At 71.0% G+C, this 16,090-nt stretch carries 16 protein-coding genes; 8 read left to right on the top strand and 8 right to left on the bottom strand.

The annotated features are described in order from the left end of the window. The first annotated feature begins 78 nt into the window (after positions 1 to 78). Together O7610_RS23125 and O7610_RS23120 are read left to right on the top strand one after the other, a co-directional pair. Complete coding sequence (locus O7610_RS23125; protein ID WP_289211828.1) at positions 79 to 1,332, top strand: histidine kinase; 1,254 nt, start codon at positions 79 to 81, stop codon at positions 1,330 to 1,332. Further along, complete coding sequence (locus O7610_RS23120; protein WP_278172503.1) at positions 1,329 to 2,084, top strand: LytR/AlgR family response regulator transcription factor; 756 nt, start codon at positions 1,329 to 1,331, stop codon at positions 2,082 to 2,084. Before O7610_RS23125 ends, O7610_RS23120 begins: the two co-directional genes overlap by 4 nt. 22 nt (positions 2,085 to 2,106) lie before the next feature. On the opposite strand, the gene O7610_RS23115 is transcribed toward O7610_RS23120, so the two are convergent. Further along, positions 2,107 to 2,508 (bottom strand): hypothetical protein, encoded by a 402-nt coding sequence (locus tag O7610_RS23115; RefSeq protein ID WP_281552560.1) that lies wholly within the window; start codon positions 2,506 to 2,508, stop codon positions 2,107 to 2,109. 131 nt (positions 2,509 to 2,639) lie between these two features. Here O7610_RS23115 and O7610_RS23110 point away from each other — a divergent pair, with 131 nt between their 5' ends. The 3 genes from O7610_RS23110 to O7610_RS23100 all read left to right on the top strand — a co-directional run bounded on the left by O7610_RS23110 (position 2,640) and on the right by O7610_RS23100 (position 5,044). After that, positions 2,640 to 3,986 carry an ABC transporter substrate-binding protein gene (locus O7610_RS23110; protein WP_289211827.1) on the top strand — a complete coding sequence of 449 codons (1,347 nt, stop codon included), beginning with the start codon at positions 2,640 to 2,642 and terminating at the stop codon, positions 3,984 to 3,986. A gap of 149 nt (positions 3,987 to 4,135) precedes the next feature. Then, a complete protein-coding gene (locus tag O7610_RS23105) occupies positions 4,136 to 4,705 on the top strand; it encodes a hypothetical protein (RefSeq protein ID WP_281552558.1) in 570 nt (189 codons plus the stop codon). A gap of 90 nt (positions 4,706 to 4,795) precedes the next feature. Beyond that, the gene (locus tag O7610_RS23100) at positions 4,796 to 5,044 is read left to right on the top strand and encodes a hypothetical protein (protein WP_278172509.1); all 249 of its coding nucleotides are present in this window, start codon (positions 4,796 to 4,798) and stop codon (positions 5,042 to 5,044) included. 159 nt (positions 5,045 to 5,203) lie between these two features. On the opposite strand, the gene O7610_RS23095 is transcribed toward O7610_RS23100, so the two are convergent. Next, on the bottom strand, positions 5,204 to 5,413 hold the full coding sequence (locus tag O7610_RS23095) for a BldC family transcriptional regulator (RefSeq protein WP_007073996.1): 210 nt from the start codon (positions 5,411 to 5,413) through the stop codon (positions 5,204 to 5,206). Between the two features lie 289 nt (positions 5,414 to 5,702). Beyond that, positions 5,703 to 6,551: a DUF8083 family protein gene (locus O7610_RS23090; protein ID WP_281552557.1), complete on the bottom strand. Its 849-nt coding sequence runs from the start codon at positions 6,549 to 6,551 to the stop codon at positions 5,703 to 5,705. A 172-nt stretch (positions 6,552 to 6,723) separates the two neighbouring features. Here O7610_RS23090 and O7610_RS23085 point away from each other — a divergent pair, with 172 nt between their 5' ends. Continuing rightward, a complete protein-coding gene (locus O7610_RS23085) occupies positions 6,724 to 7,842 on the top strand; it encodes a Glu/Leu/Phe/Val family dehydrogenase (RefSeq protein ID WP_281552556.1) in 1,119 nt (372 codons plus the stop codon). Between the two features lie 315 nt (positions 7,843 to 8,157). Beyond that, positions 8,158 to 8,379, top strand: a complete 222-nt coding sequence (locus O7610_RS23080; protein WP_123606444.1) for a DUF3073 domain-containing protein — start codon at positions 8,158 to 8,160, stop codon at positions 8,377 to 8,379. A 231-nt stretch (positions 8,380 to 8,610) separates the two neighbouring features. On the opposite strand, the gene amcA is transcribed toward O7610_RS23080, so the two are convergent. The 5 genes from amcA to O7610_RS23055 form a co-directional block, all read right to left on the bottom strand. Next, positions 8,611 to 8,865 (bottom strand): multiple cyclophane-containing RiPP AmcA, encoded by a 255-nt coding sequence (gene amcA / locus O7610_RS23075; protein WP_281552555.1) that lies wholly within the window; start codon positions 8,863 to 8,865, stop codon positions 8,611 to 8,613. Further along, the gene (gene amcB, locus O7610_RS23070; protein WP_281555782.1) at positions 8,837 to 9,943 is read right to left on the bottom strand and encodes a cyclophane-forming radical SAM peptide maturase AmcB; all 1,107 of its coding nucleotides are present in this window, start codon (positions 9,941 to 9,943) and stop codon (positions 8,837 to 8,839) included. Before amcB ends, amcA begins: the two co-directional genes overlap by 29 nt. Positions 9,944 to 10,133: 190 nt before the next feature. Beyond that, positions 10,134 to 11,303, bottom strand: a complete 1,170-nt coding sequence (gene purM, locus O7610_RS23065; RefSeq protein WP_281552554.1) for a phosphoribosylformylglycinamidine cyclo-ligase — start codon at positions 11,301 to 11,303, stop codon at positions 10,134 to 10,136. A gap of 104 nt (positions 11,304 to 11,407) precedes the next feature. After that, the gene (gene purF / locus O7610_RS23060) at positions 11,408 to 12,994 is read right to left on the bottom strand and encodes an amidophosphoribosyltransferase (protein ID WP_233606602.1); all 1,587 of its coding nucleotides are present in this window, start codon (positions 12,992 to 12,994) and stop codon (positions 11,408 to 11,410) included. 189 nt (positions 12,995 to 13,183) lie between these two features. Further along, positions 13,184 to 13,537, bottom strand: a complete 354-nt coding sequence (locus O7610_RS23055; protein WP_475049666.1) for a sterol carrier family protein — start codon at positions 13,535 to 13,537, stop codon at positions 13,184 to 13,186. A gap of 157 nt (positions 13,538 to 13,694) precedes the next feature. Between O7610_RS23055 and O7610_RS23050 the strand changes: the two genes are divergently transcribed. Beyond that, positions 13,695 to 16,019 (top strand): carboxypeptidase regulatory-like domain-containing protein, encoded by a 2,325-nt coding sequence (locus tag O7610_RS23050; protein WP_281552552.1) that lies wholly within the window; start codon positions 13,695 to 13,697, stop codon positions 16,017 to 16,019. The last annotated feature ends 71 nt before the right edge of the window (positions 16,020 to 16,090 follow it).

The following is a 16,090-nucleotide window of genomic DNA, read 5'->3' as shown; positions in this document are numbered from 1 at the left end:
AAGCGGGCAGCCGACCGCTGACCGACCGATCGTCGCCTTCCGCTTGGCAGCACCGCCGGTAGCGGACAAGATCTGTCCGTGGCGGCAAACCTATCCGCACCACTGGCGGTCCTGGCTCTGGTGACCGCGCTGACCGCCGCGGTGTACGCGGTCGTCCGGCTGCGCGCCCGGCGCGGGATCGCCACCGCGACGCAGCGGGCGACGTACCAGGTCCTGCACACCGCCGGCCTGGCCGCCGAACCGCTGCGCAACGGACTGGGCGCAGCCGACGCGGCCAAGGCGGTCCGGCACCTGCGGGCACTGGTCGGCGCCCCGGGCGCGGCGCTGACCGGCAGCGAGGCGGTGCTCGCGTTCGACGGCCGCGGCCAGCACCACGCCGACCAGTTCACCGCCGCCGCCCAGCGGGCGTTCGACGCCGGCCGATCCCTCGTGCTGACCGCCCGGGACCTGCCCTGTGACCGGCCCGACTGTCTGGTGCGTGGGGCCGTCGTCGCCCCGCTCACCGGGCCGGACGACGGCGCCACCGTCGCGCTGGTCGCGGTGGTCGACGACGATCCGGCACCAGGGCTGGTGCAGGCGACCCTGGAGACCGCCCGGTGGGCCGGCAGCCAACTGGCGCTGGCCGAGCTGGACTCGTCGCGGGAACGGCTGGCCAGGGCCGAGGTGCGGGCACTGCGGGCGCAGATCAGCCCGCACTTCATCTACAACGCGCTGACCGCGATCGCGTCGTTCGTCCGCACCGACCCGGAACGGGCCCGGGATCTGATCCTGGAGTTCGCCGAGTTCACCCGCTACTCGTTCCGGGCGCACGGCGAGTTCACCACGCTGGCCGAGGAGCTGCGGTCGATCGACCGCTACCTGACCATCGAACGGGCCCGGTTCGGCGAACGGCTCCAGGTCCGGCTGCAGATCGCCCCGGAGGTGCTGCCGGTCCATCTGCCCTTCCTCTGCCTGCAGCCACTGGTGGAGAATGCGGTACGGCACGGGCTGTCCCGCAAACCTGGGCTCGGCACGGTCAGCATCGAGGCGCGCGACGCCGGGACCGAGTGCCACATCACCGTCGAGGACGACGGGGTGGGGATGGACCCGGCGGTGCTGACCGCCGGCGCCGACCCGGTACGTCGCGGCGCCGACCCGGCCGACGACGCCGGCCAGCACGTCGGCCTGTCGAACGTCGACGAACGGCTGCGCTCGGTCTTCGGCGACGAGTTCGGGCTGGTGGTGGAGACGGCGGTGGGAGCGGGTACGAAGGTGAGCATGCGGGTGCCGAAGTTCCACCCCGACGTACGACCTGGGGCGGGCGCGACCGGCCGGTGGGAGGTGCTGTCGTGACCCCGTTCCTCCGGGTGCTCGCGGTGGACGACGAACCCCCCGCCCTCGACGAACTGGCGTACCTGCTGCGGGCCGACCCCCGGGTGGCCCGGCTGCACACCGCCGCCGACGCCACCGAGGCGCTGCGGGTGCTGCGCGACACCGACGTCGACGCCGTCTTCCTCGACATCCGGATGCCCGGGCTGGACGGTATGGAGCTGGCCCGGGTGCTGCGCCGGTTCGCCCGGCCACCGGCGATCGTCTTCGTCACCGCGTACGACGACGCCGCGGTCGACGCCTTCGACCTCGGTGTCACCGACTACGTCCGCAAGCCGGTACGCGCGGAGCGGCTGGCCGAGTCGGTCCGCCGGGTGCTGACCGCCCGGGTGGTGCCGACCCATCCGGCGGCAATCGCCCGCAACGAGGAGGACCCGGCGATCCCGGTGGAGCTGGCCGGGACCACCCGGATGCTGCCCCGGTCGGCGGTGCGCTGGGTGGAGGCGCAGGGCGACTACGCCCGGCTGCACACGGCCGACGGCTCGCACCTGGTCCGGGTGCCGCTGGCCACCCTCGGCGAACGCTGGGCCGACGCCGGCTTCGTCCGCATCCACCGGTCGTTCCTGGTCCAGCTCCGGCTGATCACCGAGCTGCGGCTGGCCAACTCCGGGTACGTAGTGGTGATCGACGGCACCGAGCTGCCGGTCTCCCGACGACACACCCGGGAACTGAAGGACAAGCTGGTCCGGGCGGCCAAACACGACTGGAGCAGGTGACCGACGGCCAACCGGGCTCCCGCTAGGCGGCCCGGCGGCGGCGCAGTGTGGCGACCGCCGACCCGGCCAGTGTGAGCAGGCACTCAGGCAGCTGCCCGTCGGCCAGCGCGGCACCGAACAGCGCCTCCCCGGTCGAGTCGTCCGAGTTGGCGTACGCGCTGATGAACCTGGCCACCCACCGCGCGTCATAGCCCGCCTCGTCGATGCCGGGAAAGTCGAGGGCCCAGCCGCCGGCCGGTACGTCGTCGCCGACCATCGTCGCGGCCAGGCACCACGCGACGTCGTACGCCCCGGTGACCCCGCTGCGGTCCACCACCGCGTCGAAGACATCCGCTACGCCGTCGCTGTCACCGGCCAGGGCGGAGCGCAGGATCTCAGCCGCGTCGGTGAACGCCTCGTCGGCCCCATCGCGTCGGTCGGTCATGAGCCGAAGGGTAGGCGGCGAGGTCAAGGCGCCGGCCGGGTCGCCGTCACCGGCAGGACGGCCGACATCGCGTTCCAGCCGAGGAGGCGCTAAGGTGCCCTGCGGACCTTCGGCCGATGGAGGACGTCCCCATGCTCGTGTCACGCGGCTCCCGCACCGCCGCCCTGGCGTTCTGCGCAATCCTGCTGGTCGGCGCGGCGGGCTGCGCCGAACCGGCGGCCACCGAGGAGTCCCAGGTCAACTCGGTGCGGCTGTACGGCACCGACGGCAACATGAGCAACTCTTTCCGTGATGGCTTCGAAGGACAGACCGCGCTGCTGTCCGGGATGAAGGGCACCAGCCCGCTCACCCCGCTGTCGGACGACTTCATCAGCAGGCTGCGCACGGTCGACCGGCAACTCACCGACTTCCTGTACGCCGGCGAGGCGTACGACGCGGTGGTGATCAGCGCGCTCGCCACCCAGTTGGCCGGCAGCACCGACCCGACCGACATCGCCGCCCAGATCAACGGGGTGACCACCGGCGGTGAGCAGTGCGACGTCGTCGCAGTGTGCCTGGAGCTGGCCCGGGACGGGACGGACATCGCCTACCGGGGGGTCTCCCTGAAACGGGGTGGCTTCACCGACGTCGGTGAGCCGTCCACCGCCAGCTACGCCACCCTGCACTTCGACGGCGACGGCCAGATCAACGACGGCAAGACCGAGTTCGTCGGCGCCGGTGACGAGTCGACGACCACAACGGCCGCGCCGCCACCGGCCGAGCCGGAGACCTTCGCCACCCGCGCCGAGGCACCGCTGAAGCTGGGCGGCCTGCTGCCGCGCACCGGCGACCTGGCGTTGGCGTACCCGCCGTTGGCGGCCGGCGCGGCGCTCGCGGTCCGGGAGATCAACGAGTCCGGCGGGGTGCTCGGTGAGCCGGTCGAGTGGTTCGACGGCGACGACGGGACCAACCCGGATGTGGCCCGCCGGACAGTTGCCGGGCACGTCGACGAAGGGGTACACGTCATCATCGGCGCCGGTGCGTCCGGCGTCTCTCGCGAGGTGCTACCGGACGTGGAAGCCGCCGGGCTGATCCTGTTCTCGCCCAGCAACACCGACGCCGGGCTGAGCGAGGTCGACGACCAGGGGCTGTACTTTCGTACCGCGCCGTCGGACCTGCTGCAGGGGCGGGCGCTCGCCGACGTGATCCTGCGGGACGGGTCGCAGCGGATCGCGCTGGTGGCCCGCAAGGACTCGTACGGTGAGGGCCTGCAGGAGAACGTCCGGGCGGAGCTGGACCGGGCCGGGGTCGGACCGGACCGGCTCAAGCTGCTCAGCTACGAGCCGCCGGCCGGGGCGGACGCGCCGCCGGTGAACTTCGACAGTGAAGCCCAGGAGATCAAGGCGTTCGGCGCGGACGCGGTCCTGATCATCGGTTTCGCCGAGTCGGCCGAGGTGATCAAGTCGCTGGCTGCGGCCGGGCTGCCGATCGCCGAGTAGGACCCGCCCGGTAGCAGATCAGGCCGGCGGTCGCCAGGCCCCCGCCGGCCGGTCCGCCCAGCTGGCACTTTCTCGGGATCACAGGCAGGTTGCCGCTGCGTACGGTTCCTTTGTCAGCAGCCAGGACGATCTGCGGAAGAGGCGGCAGGATGAGTGAGTGGGTCGATCCGGCCCTCGGTGACGGGGCGGTCGAAGCGGAACAGGGACTGGGCCCGAGCGGCGACCCGGGCCACGACGATGCCGGCTACGAGCCGTACGGCGACGGTCCTTACAGCAGCGGGTCGTACACGATAGTCCAGCACAATCTTGACGGCTCCACCGACGTGCTGGTCGACCGGGACGGGGACGGCCTCGCCGACGTGGTCCTGCACGACAGCGACGGCGACGGGCTGGCGGAGCTCGCGTACGTCGACGGAGACGGGGACGGTCGGCTGGAGAGCATGCTGCGCGACTTCGACGGCGACGGGCGGGTCGACGAGGTCGGCACGGACACCAACGGCGACGGCTGGATCGACGCCGTCGCCACCGACACCGACGGGGACGGTCTGATCGACCAGGTGGCGGCCGACACCGATCACGACGGCCGGACGGACACCTGGGTCCAGGACACTGACTTCGACGGCCGGGCGGACCAGACGCTGCGCGACGCCGACCAGGACGGCGTGCCGGAGACGGTGACCTACCTGCACCCGACGGTCAACCCCTACGCGGCGAGGTGAGGCCGGGTCGCGACCGGGTCGCGACCGGCCGGATGGCACCCTACTGTCGACATCCGCAGCTGTTGTGACTGAGTGATGGAGGGACCTGGGATGACCGAGGCACAGGAGTCGGTGGAGACGCGCGGTGATGATCGCGTCGATCTACTCAAGGCCGACACCAACAACGACGGACAGACCGACGTCTGGGTGGTCGACACCGACGGCGACGGCAAGGCCGACATGTACCAGTTCGACACCGACGGGGACGGCAAGGTCGACATCACCATGGTCGATCTGGACGAGGACGGCACCCCGGACGAGGTGGTCGACGGCGACGGCGGACACCCGCCGGCGAGCTGAGTGCGGTACGCGTCGTGACGACAGCGGCCCGGCGGATCTCCGCCGGGCCGCTGTCGACGTTGTGCACGTCGACGTTCGTGAAACAAGGGGCGGTGACCCCGGACGAGCCGGGGTCACCGCCCCTTGGCGTAGCCGATGTCAGCCACTTGGAGAGGCCAGTCAATCACCCTGCCGCTGCTGGGGAATCTGCCCCTGCAGCAGGGCACGTACTTCCGACTCCCGGTATCGGCGGTGGCCGCCCAACGTCCGTATGGCGCTGAGCTTGCCGGCCTTCGCCCACCGGGTGACGGTTTTCGGGTCGACTCGGAACATCGACGCCACCTCGGCCGGCGTGAGCAACGGCTCTGGTTCGTGCGTACGCGATGCCATCAGTCACTCCTCCACAGTGCTATAGACATCGGCCGGGGTCCCGCCGGCCGACGCGTCTCCCATGGTCCGGCTAGTCCCCGATGTCCGACATGGGCCGAACGGCCGAACGTCCTTGGATGGACGGATGAGCAATGACCGATTTTTATCCTTTTCTTATGACAGAACATACCATAATCGGACTCTTGATCACCGGTCGTGAACGGGTGATTACGAAACTTATTCAGGATTCGCGGAAAAATCTGCGCCTAGTACCCGGTGATTGAATCTGATTCGCCCCTTTTGGCGACTACTAGTTGCAGCGCTCCAGTAGCTGAACGGCACGCCACCGGGCAACCAGCTTCTCGTACGCCTCGCCGGCCGCCTCGGCATCGCCCCGACCGAGCGCCGCCAACCCGGCGCTCACCAGACCCGGCGAATCGTCGGCCTCCAGCGTCTCGTCCGGCAGCAGACGCACCAACCCACCGTAGTCAAGCTCCACCACCGACCGCGGATGGAACTCCTCGAGCCAGCGGGCACTCTCCTCCACCGCCTCGGTGATCGGCGCATCCCCCACCGACTTGCGCAACACCGACAGTCCGCGCGACGCCCGACGACGGGCCTTGGAGATCTCGGTCCGGTAGCGCAGCGCCCGGCGCGCCCCGGCGACGATCAGGTCACGCTCGGCCAGGTCCACGAAGACGAACCACCGCAACGGCACCCCCCAGGTGGCGGCCTGCTCGTGCACCCGCGGTACCCCGTGCTCCAGCACCCGGGCACCGCTGCGCCAGTCGTCGATCACCGCCCTGGCCTGACCGGCCAGTACCGGCGGGACGAACGCGTCGGCCAGCACCGACGGGACACCGTCGCGCGCGCTCAACGCTGCCTCCGCCACCCGCACCCGCAGATTCCACGGGCAGACCAGCAGCGTGTCGTCCGACTCCAGCACGTACGCCTCGTCCGGCAGGTCGGGCAGCCGGGTCCAGCCCGCGCCGAGCGCCTCAATCACCGCCGTCCGCTGCCGGCCCGGCCCTTCCAGCGGGCCGACCGCGCGACCCTCCCGCACGTATCGGCGCCAGTAGACCTGTCGCTCGCGGTCGAACGCGGCCAGCGGCTCGTACACCCGCAGGTATGAGGCGAAGGAAGCGAAGAGGGACGGCACGGCGCGATCCTCCCACGAAACCGCACGACACCGCCCCCGCCGGGGGCAAACACCCCCGCAGCGGGCTGGTCCGTCGCGCTGCGGCCGATACTAGGCTCAAGCCAGCAGGGCTCACCGGCCCGGCGCACCGGACGCACCTCACGAGGGTGCCGACACCGTCTCAGGAGCAGACATGGGCGTCTTCACCACCACTGCCGGCCCCGGCACCGCCACCGGGCACGAACAGGTCGTCTTCTGCCAGGACCAGCCGACCGGGCTGCGAGCGATCATCGCCATCTACTCGACCGCGCTCGGGCCGGCGCTCGGCGGCACCCGTTTCTACCCGTACGCCTCCGAAGCCGACGCCCTGCACGACGTGCTGGACCTGTCCCGGGGGATGGCCTACAAGAACGCGATGGCCGGACTCGACCTGGGTGGTGGCAAAGCGGTCATCTGGGGCGATCCGGAGCAGCTCAAGACCGAGGCACTGCTGCGCGCGTACGGCCGGTTCGTCGAATCGCTCGGCGGGCGCTACTACACCGCCTGCGACGTCGGCACCTTCGTGCCGGACATGGACGTCGTGGCCCGGGAGACCCGGTTCGCCACCGGGCGCAGCCGTGCGCAGGGCGGGGCCGGTGACTCCTCCGAGCTCACCGCCTGGGGGGTGTTCCAGGGCATGCGCGCCGCCGCCGAGCACCGGTGGGGTTCGGCCAGTCTCGCCGGCCGGCGGGTCGGCATCGCCGGGCTCGGCAAGGTGGGCCGGCAGTTGACCGGGCATCTACTCGACGACGGTGCCGCGGTGATGGCCACCGACGTCAGCGAACAGGCCCTGGACTGGGCCCGGCGCACCCACCCGCAGGTGGACCTGGTGGACGACACCGACGTGCTGATCCGCCAGGAGATCGACGTCTACGCGCCCTGCGCGCTCGGCGGGGCGCTCGACGACGACACTGTGCCGGCGCTGCGGGCCGCAATCGTCGCCGGGGCTGCCAACAACCAGTTGGCCCACCCCGGCGTCGAGAAGCTGCTCGCCGAGCGAGGCATCCTCTACGCCCCGGACTACGTCGTCAACGCCGGCGGGGTGATCCAGGTGGCCGACGAGGTGACCGGGGCCACGACACCGTCGGCCAACGGCCGGTACGGGTTCGACTTCGACCGGGCCAAGGCGCGGGCGACGCGCATCTACCAGACCACTCGGGAGATCCTGCGCAGCGCCGACCGGGAGGGCGTGCCGCCGGCGGTGGCGGCCGACCGGCTCGCTGAACGCCGGATGGCCGAGGTTGGTCGGCTGCGCGCGATCCATCTCCGGTGAGCCGCCACCCCTGAGCAGCGCCGTCCTGGGAGCAGACCCGCCGGTCCGGTCGGGTGGCCGTCACCGCGCGTGTGGAGAATCACCCGTACGGGTCACGAGCGGCGGGGATCGGGCTCCTTACCTCCCAGCTGCCCGTGACGGACCCCGCTGCTGCCCGTGACGACGTCGGCCGCCGATGACGCGCGGGAGCGACCCGATGCAACCCGAGGTGCCGAACCTGGGTTCGCCCATGTACCGTAAGAGCCACGAGAGATGCCTGACGTCATCGGGGCCCGCCTTCGGGCTGCCCCGAATTCTGTGCGAGGGGGTCGAGCCATGGGGCGCGGCCGTGCTAAGGCCAAGCAGACAAAGGTGGCCAGGGAGCTGAAATACCACTCCCCGAACACCGACCTCGCCGCCTTGCAGCGAGAGCTCGCCGGCAGCGGCAAGTCGGACCGTGATTTCGACGACGAGTACGATCCGTACCTCGACGACGATGACGAGGACGACCCAGCCGACGACGACCGGGGTAACTGGACACCCTCTTCGTCCCGCTGAGGGTCCGACTGATCAGAGCACGCGGTCAGTGTCCGCGTGCTGATTCGTGTCGACGAGGACTCCGGCCCGGCTGGTCGCCGTACGTGTGTCGGAATGCCACCATCCGGTGGTGCGTACCCCAAGACGGGGTAGGCACCACCGGATGTCCATCGGCACGCGGGGCGGCTGGTGCGTCCGCCATGTCCGCGTACGGGGGCCGGTCAGGGCGGTCGACGAAACCGGTTGAAGCGGTCAACGGGGGCGGTTGTTCCAGTTGTAGAAGGTCGGAATGTTCTCGAAGTGGTTCCAGGCGCAGACCGCGCCGTCGGCACCGTCCGCCTCGGCGCGCCGCCGCCGGGCCTGATCCGCTTCGGCGAGCAGCAGTGCCAGACCGTCCCGGACGGCGTACACCCGGTCCGCCACCTGATCGTCGCCACCTGCTTCGGCGACGGTGGCGCCCGGGGCTGCACCGACCGGTTCAGGCCGCTGCCGGCTGGTCTCTGGCATGGGCCAACACTCCCTCCAGTAGATGGATCTTGCTGTTACGGCAGTGGTTGGTCTCCGTACCATCAAAACGCCCGTGTTCGAAGTAACGGTTGGCAGCGTGACCACCTCCGCAGAACCGGAAGTACGGACAGGTGGTCCGGCATGCCTCGACGCCCGCCACGAACTCGGTGACCCAGGGTGTCCGTTCCGGCGTGGCGAGGATCTCGGCCAGCCCACTGGTCAGCACGTTTCCGCTGGTGAAGTCCCCGTACCGGGGGTCGGAAAAGCCGGCCAGCTCCGGCGAGAGCAGCACCACCGACCCGTCGTACCCGATGGTGGGGATCGGGTCGAGCTGGCGGGGCAGCACCTCGTCGGCCGTGCCGTCGAGCACGGCCGCCGCGTACCGCAGTGACCATTCCACCTCGCGCAGATGGATCCGCGGTGCCCGCCGCCAGGCTCCGACCAGTTCCGCCCAGAAGCCGGCGACGGCCCGGTCCGGCCAGCGGTTCGGCCGGACGTTCACGCCCTCCGTCTCCTCGATGTTGATGCCCAGCACGTCGCAGCCGAGGCCGAGGAAGAAGCGGTACAGCTCGGTGGCCAGGCCAGGGCTCGGGTCGCTGACCACGCAGAGCGCCGAGAATTCGATCCCATGCCGGCGTAGCGCTTCGACACCGCTCCGGATCTGGTCGTAAGCGGGCCGACCACCCCGGGTGTGCCGGCTGTCGTTACGCGCCCGCGGACCGTCGACGCTGACGCTGACCCTCACCCGGTACTCGCGGAAGAACTCACACCAGGGGTCGTCGATCAAGGTCGCGTTGGTCTGCACGTGGTGCTCCACGTCGGCGCTGAACGGGCGGATCAGCGCCGCCAGATGGTCCGGCCCGGCGGCCAGCGGCTCACCACCGTGCCAGACCACCGAGAACCGGCGTCCCCGCTGCGCCGCCCAGACGTTCACCGGCCGGGCGACAGCCTCGGCCACGGCGACCGGCATCCGCCGGTTGGCCGCCCGCAACGGCAGGTAGCAGTAGCTGCAGTCCAGGTTGCACAGCGTGGTGGGCTGCATGACGACGTAGCTCGGGACGGTCGCCACGCCGCGCATGCCGGTGGGGGCCGGCCGCTCCCCACCGGCCGGGTCCTGCCGGGTTTCGGCCCTGCTCATCCCCATCCTCCTGCCTGTGACGGATGCCGTTTCAGGCTAGGTGTCGGGGTCTGCCGAGGTGAATCGGCGGTACGGCCCGCCGGGACGCGGCGGCGACGGCCCGCCCGGATGACGCGGCAGCGGCCCGCCGTCAGCCCCGGGTGTGGTGGCCGACCATCTGTACGGTGCCGCTGCCCTCGATGATGTCGCCGGCCTGCCAGGCCTCGATGCCGCTGCCGGTCAGGCAGGCGAGCGCCCGGTCGGCGTCCTGGGCTGAGACGATGGCGAACATGCCGACGCCCATGTTGAACGTCGACTCCATCTCGTTGTCCTCGATCCGCCCCTTCGCCTGCACCAGATCGAAGATCGGCTGCGGCCTCCAGGTGGCGCGGTTGACCAGCGCGTCGACGTGCTCAGGGAGGATCCGCACCAGGTTTCCGGGGATGCCACCGCCGGTCACGTGGGCCAGGGCCCGGACCTCGCACTCCTCGATCAGCTTCAGGCAGTCCCGGGCGTAGATCTTGGTCGGGGTGAGCAGCTCCTCACCCAGGGTCCGCTGCCGGCCGAAGTCGTCGACCACCGTGTCCAGCCGCATCCGACCGGCACCGAGCAGCACGTGGCGGACCAGCGAGTAGCCGTTGGAGTGCAGGCCCGAGGAGCGCATCGCGATCACCACGTCGCCCACCTCGACGCGGTCCCGGCCGAGGATCTCGCTCTCCTCGACCACGCCGACGCCGGTCGCGGAGACGTCGTACTCGTCCGGCCGCAGCACCCCGGGGTGTTCGGCGGTCTCGCCGCCGAGCAGTGCGCAACCGGCGTACCGGCAGCCGTCGGAGATGCCGGCGCCGATCTCGGCGACCTTGTCCGGCACGACCTCGCCGCAGGCGATGTAGTCGAGCAGGAACAGCGGCTCCGCCCCACAGGCGACCAGGTCGTCGACCACCATCGCGACCAGGTCGATGCCGACCGTGTCGTGGATGTTCATCTGTTGGGCGATGACCAGCTTGGTGCCCACCCCGTCCGTCGACGAGGCCAGGATCGGGTGCCGGTACTTCTGCACGTCGAGCCGGAAGAGCCCGGCGAAGCCGCCGATGTCGCCCATCACCTCGGGCCGGGTCGTCTTGTGCACCTTCGACTTGAGCAGCTCGACGGCGCGCTCACCGGCGTGGATGGAGACGCCGGCGTCCGCGTACGTCACCGTGCGTTTGCGGCCGGACCGGCCGGCGCTGGCCGTCCACGGCTGGCGGTTGACCGTCCGGGCGCCGGAGTCGTCGGCGGGCGGGCCGACGTCCGCGCTGCCGCGCTCAGTCACGTGCGTCACGGTTCTCCCCTTTGTGCTTCTCGCGGCGAAGCCGCGTCGGGTAGCTGTCGAGGATCGCTCGACTCGGGCTGCCGGTCGGACGGCCGAGGCCGGTCCGGCCGGTGCTACGGGCGGTGCAGGGCCTCGGGGCCGCCAGTGCTGACAGCGAACCGTTGAGCGCCCGGGCCGGTCCGGTCGCCGCCGGCCTGATAGTCCTGCTCGGTGATGTCCCCCGGATGGCCGACCCCGCCAGCGACCCGGCGGTCCACACCTTCGAGCACGTGCTTGCCGATCAGATTGCCAGCTGGCAACTCGATCGGGTACTCCCCATCGAAACATGCCCGACACAATCGTGTCTTCGGCTGCTCGGTTGCCGCTATCAGACCGGCAAGCGATACATAACCGAGAGTATCCGCACCGATGGACCGGCGTATACCCTCAGTGTCCAGCCCGTTGGCCAGCAGCTCAGCCCGGGTGGCGAAGTCGATGCCGTAGAAGCACGGCCAGCTCACCGGCGGCGACGAGATGCGTACGTGCACCTCCAGGGCACCCGCCTCGCGCAGCATCCGCACAATCGCCCGCTGGGTGTTGCCCCGCACGATCGAATCGTCGACCACCACCAGGCGCTTGCCGCGGACGTTCTCGCGCAGCGGGTTGAGTTTCAACCGGATGCCGAGCTGGCGCAGCGTCTGGGAGGGCTGGATGAACGTACGGCCGACGTACGAGTTCTTCATCAGGCCGGCGCCGTAGGTGATGCCGGACTGCTCGGCGTAGCCGATCGCGGCCGGCGTGCCCGACTCCGGCACCGGGATCACCAGGTCCGCCTCGACCGGGTGCTCCCGGGCCAGGCGGCGGCCGATCTGCACCCGGGCGGCGTGCACGTTGCGCCCGGCGATGGTGGTGTCCGGGCGGGCGATGTACACGTACTCGAACAGGCAGCCCTTCGGCTCCGGCGGGGCGAACCGGGCCGACCGGAGCCCGTGTTCGTCGATGGCGATCAGCTCGCCTGGCTCCACCTCGCGGACCACGGTGGCGCCGACGATGTCCAGCGCGGCGGTCTCACTGGCGACCACCCAGCCCCGCTCCAGCCGGCCGAGCACCAGGGGCCGGACGCCGTGCGGGTCACGCGCCGCGTACAGCGTGGTTTCGTCCATGAAGACGAAGCTGAACGCGCCCCGCAGGGTCGGCAGCACCTCCAGCGCCGCGGCCTCGACCGACAGGTCCGGGCGGCTGGCCAGCAGGCTGGTGACCAGGGCGGTGTCCGAGGTCGAGCCGTCGCCGGACAGCCCTCGGTCGACCACCTCGCGGGCGAGCTCCGCGGTGTTGACCAGGTTGCCGTTGTGCGCCAGGGCGATCGTCGTGCCGGCGCTGGTCGCCTTGATCGTCGGCTGGGCATTCTCCCACGTCGAGCCACCGGTGGTGGAGTAGCGCGCATGCCCGATGGCGAGGTGGCCGCGCAGGCTGGCCAGGGTCGGCTCGTCGAAGACCTGGGCCACCAGGCCGAGATCCTTGTAGACCACCACGCCGGAGCCGTCACTCACCGCGATCCCAGCGGCTTCCTGGCCCCGGTGCTGCAGGGCGTAGAGACCGAAGTAGCTGAGCTTCGCGACCTCTTCCCCCGGTGCCCACACACCGAACACGCCACATGCATCCTGCGGACCGGGTCGTTGGGGATCAAGATCGTGACTCAACCGGCCGTCGCCTCGAGGCACCTGCCGCTCCCTCGTACTGGTCCGCACTGACGCCTGGCCTGCACGTGGCCTGCACGCCTCAGCGCGGGGTGTCACCGGAATACCGTCGCCGAACAGTGTACGCGAGGTTCCGGTTGGCCCAGAGTGCTCCATTTGGCCCCACACCTGCCGGGTGACCGTCGCAGCCGGCCGCCAGATCGCCGGCCTGCCTCACAGCGGCAGGTACGGCGATATATCGGCCCTCGGACCACTCGCGGAGATTTGTCCGTTCGCCATGGCCGAGGCCCAGTCGAGGTCGCCGCTCGCCAGGAGCACCCAGGTCACCGGGTCGATCTCCACCACGTTCGCGGGCGTGCCGCGGGTGTGTCGCGGCCCGGCTACACACTGAATTGCACCGTAAGGTGGGACACGGACCTCCACCGATCGGCCCGGCGCTCGCTCGGCCAGCGCCGCCAACAGCAAGCGGACCGCGTCGCGCAGCTGCACACGGGCAGGGACGGCACCGGACGCAAGGGCGTCCCGCACGGCGGCGACCGTAGTGGACTTACTGTACGGAGAGGACACATCGGGACGATACGACTAGCTCCGGTACCAGTTGCTCCCGCCCCTGGGTCGCGCACATCCGTCCCGGCAAGGCATAGTTGCCGACGGTGTACTCGTCACGGGTGACCCCTGCCCGAATCCTGGTGCGGGGGAAGGATCAAACCGGAAGGCGGTGGACGTGACAACACACCTACGAGCCTGGCTTTCGCGGGCCGGTGTTGTCGCAGCGCTGGCTGCCGTCGCACTAGTCGGCCTGCCCGCCGCGCCAGCGGCCGCCGAGGCACCCACAGTCACCATCCGCAGCCTCTCCAACGCCAACCTCACCTCCGGCGGCCGCGCCACCCTCGAATTCGAGGTCCGCAACAACAACCCGGCCGACGAAGAGGTGGAGGGCGGGACGTCCTTCAACATCCGGGTCGCCACGAACATCAACGAGCTGCGGTGCGAAGGTCAGTGCGACTTCACCGACACGATCGACCGGGGCGCGAGCAAGACCTACACGGTCGAGCTGATCGCCGGCAACGTCGGGACCAACCAGAACCGCACCGGCCGGGTGGAGATCGTCGCCGTGGTCGACGGAGAGAACGGCCGGGTCCAGCGCGACGTCTCGGTCCGCGGGCCGCAGGAGGCGCCCCGGGTCAAGGAGGTCGCCGGCAAGGTCACCGACGTCTCCACCGGTGTACCGATCGAAGGCGCCGTGGTCGTGATGAGCGACTCGCAGAGCAACAGCTACGACACCACCACCAACGGCAACGGCAACTACCGGTTCACCTCCAGCAACGACCGACCCATCGTCCCCGGCGACATCCGGATCGCGGCGACCGCCGACGAGTACGACGACAGCGATGTGAAGGTCGTCACCGCCGCCGCCGGGCAGTCGATCACCGTCGACCGGATCACCCTGAAGTCGAACGTGGAGCCGACCCCGTCGGCCACCCCGGAGGCGACCCCGTCGGCGACCGCCGAGGCGACGCCGAGCGGCGCGGCCACCGACGCCCCACCGGTCGACACCGAGAACCTGGCGAACGAGAGCAGCGGCGGGGGGATGGGCTCCTGGCTGCTGATCATCATGGGCGGCCTGCTGGTCGCGCTCGGTGTCGGGGCCATCGTGCTGCTGTTGGTGCGGCGCAAGGACGGCGACGTCGACGACGACCCGGAGCCGGCCGACGACGACCCAGCTGGCGGTCGGGCCGCCGCGCCGGGAAGTCGAGGCGTCTACCACGGTGCCGACGACGCGACCCGGGTGGCGATGCCGCCGATGCCGCCCGGCCCGGTCTCCGACGCCACCATGGTGACCCGGCCGTCGTTGTCGGACGCGCCGACGATGCTGCACCAGATGCCACCGATCAAGGACGAGTTTCCCGACCCGTACGGTGCTCCGCCGCCGCCCGGTCCGACCCCGCCGGGCGGGCCCGAACCACGGTACGGCGCGGACCAGCGCCCCGGTTGGGGTGGACCACCGACCCAGCCCGGCTACGGCTCCGACCCCGCCGGTGCTACCAGCGTTTACGGCGCGGTTCCCGGCGCCGACCAGCCGGGTAGTGGATCCGGCTACGGCGGACCGGGCGGTGCTGCCCGCTCCGGCGGCACCTACGGCGGCAGTCAGTACGGCGGCAACGCCCCGTCGTCCGGGGCACCCGGCACCTACGGCGTCCCGCCCTCGTCCGGCGGCCCGTACGGCGGTGCCCCGTCGTCCGGCGGCCCGTACGGCGGCAACGCCCCGTCGTCCGGGGCACCCGGCACCTACGGCACCCCGCCGGCACCCGGTCAGTACGGCGAGCCGGCCGGTCGGCCGCCAGCCGACGAGGCCGGCGGCTACCGCAGTAGCCGGAGCTTCGGCGACGCCGGCGGCGCGGGCTACTCCGGCGGCAGCTACGGAGCGGACTCCCCCGCCGGCGGGTACGGCGCCGATCGTTACGACGAGCCGACCGGGCGCTACGAGCCGGGCGGCTACGGGCAGTCCGGCCCACCGTACGAATCCGCCGGTTACCCCGGCCCGGATCAGGGGCGCGGCGACGTGCCGCCACCACCGCGTGGTCCGGAGCCGCCGCAGCCCGGCTACCGGGGCGGCAGCCCCGGTTACGGGCCGGAGGGCGGTGGTTACGGCACAAGTGCCGGCTACGGCGGAAGCTACGGGGAAAGTCAGCCCCAGGCCGGTGGCTACCCGGACGCGGGCTACCCGGCCGGTGGCTACGGTGGCGACCGGGGCAGCGGCTACGGCTCCGACCAGGGCTACGGGTCGGCGGGCTACGAGTCCGGCCGGGAACCAGGCGGGTACGGTGCCCCAACCGGTGGCGGCTACGACCAGGGCGGCGGCTACGACGACCGCCGCGTCCCGGACCAACGGGGTGGCTACGACCAGCAGATGCCGTACGGACAGCAGCCCTACGACCAGCAGCCGTACGGCGGTGAGCAGCCGCCCGGGGACCAGCCGCGGCATGGTGCCACGCCGCAGGCAGGCAACCGGGGTGAGCGACGTTCCCTCGACTGGCTCGACGACTGACGGCCGATCGACGCGACATCAATGAGATGGGCCGGACCCTAGCGGGGTCCGGCCCATCATCGCTCGGTCAG

The sequence above is a fragment of the Solwaraspora sp. WMMA2065 genome (assembly GCF_030345075.1).
Taxonomy (GTDB): domain Bacteria; phylum Actinomycetota; class Actinomycetes; order Mycobacteriales; family Micromonosporaceae; genus Micromonospora_E.
This window is presented reverse-complemented; position numbering and strand designations above follow the sequence as displayed.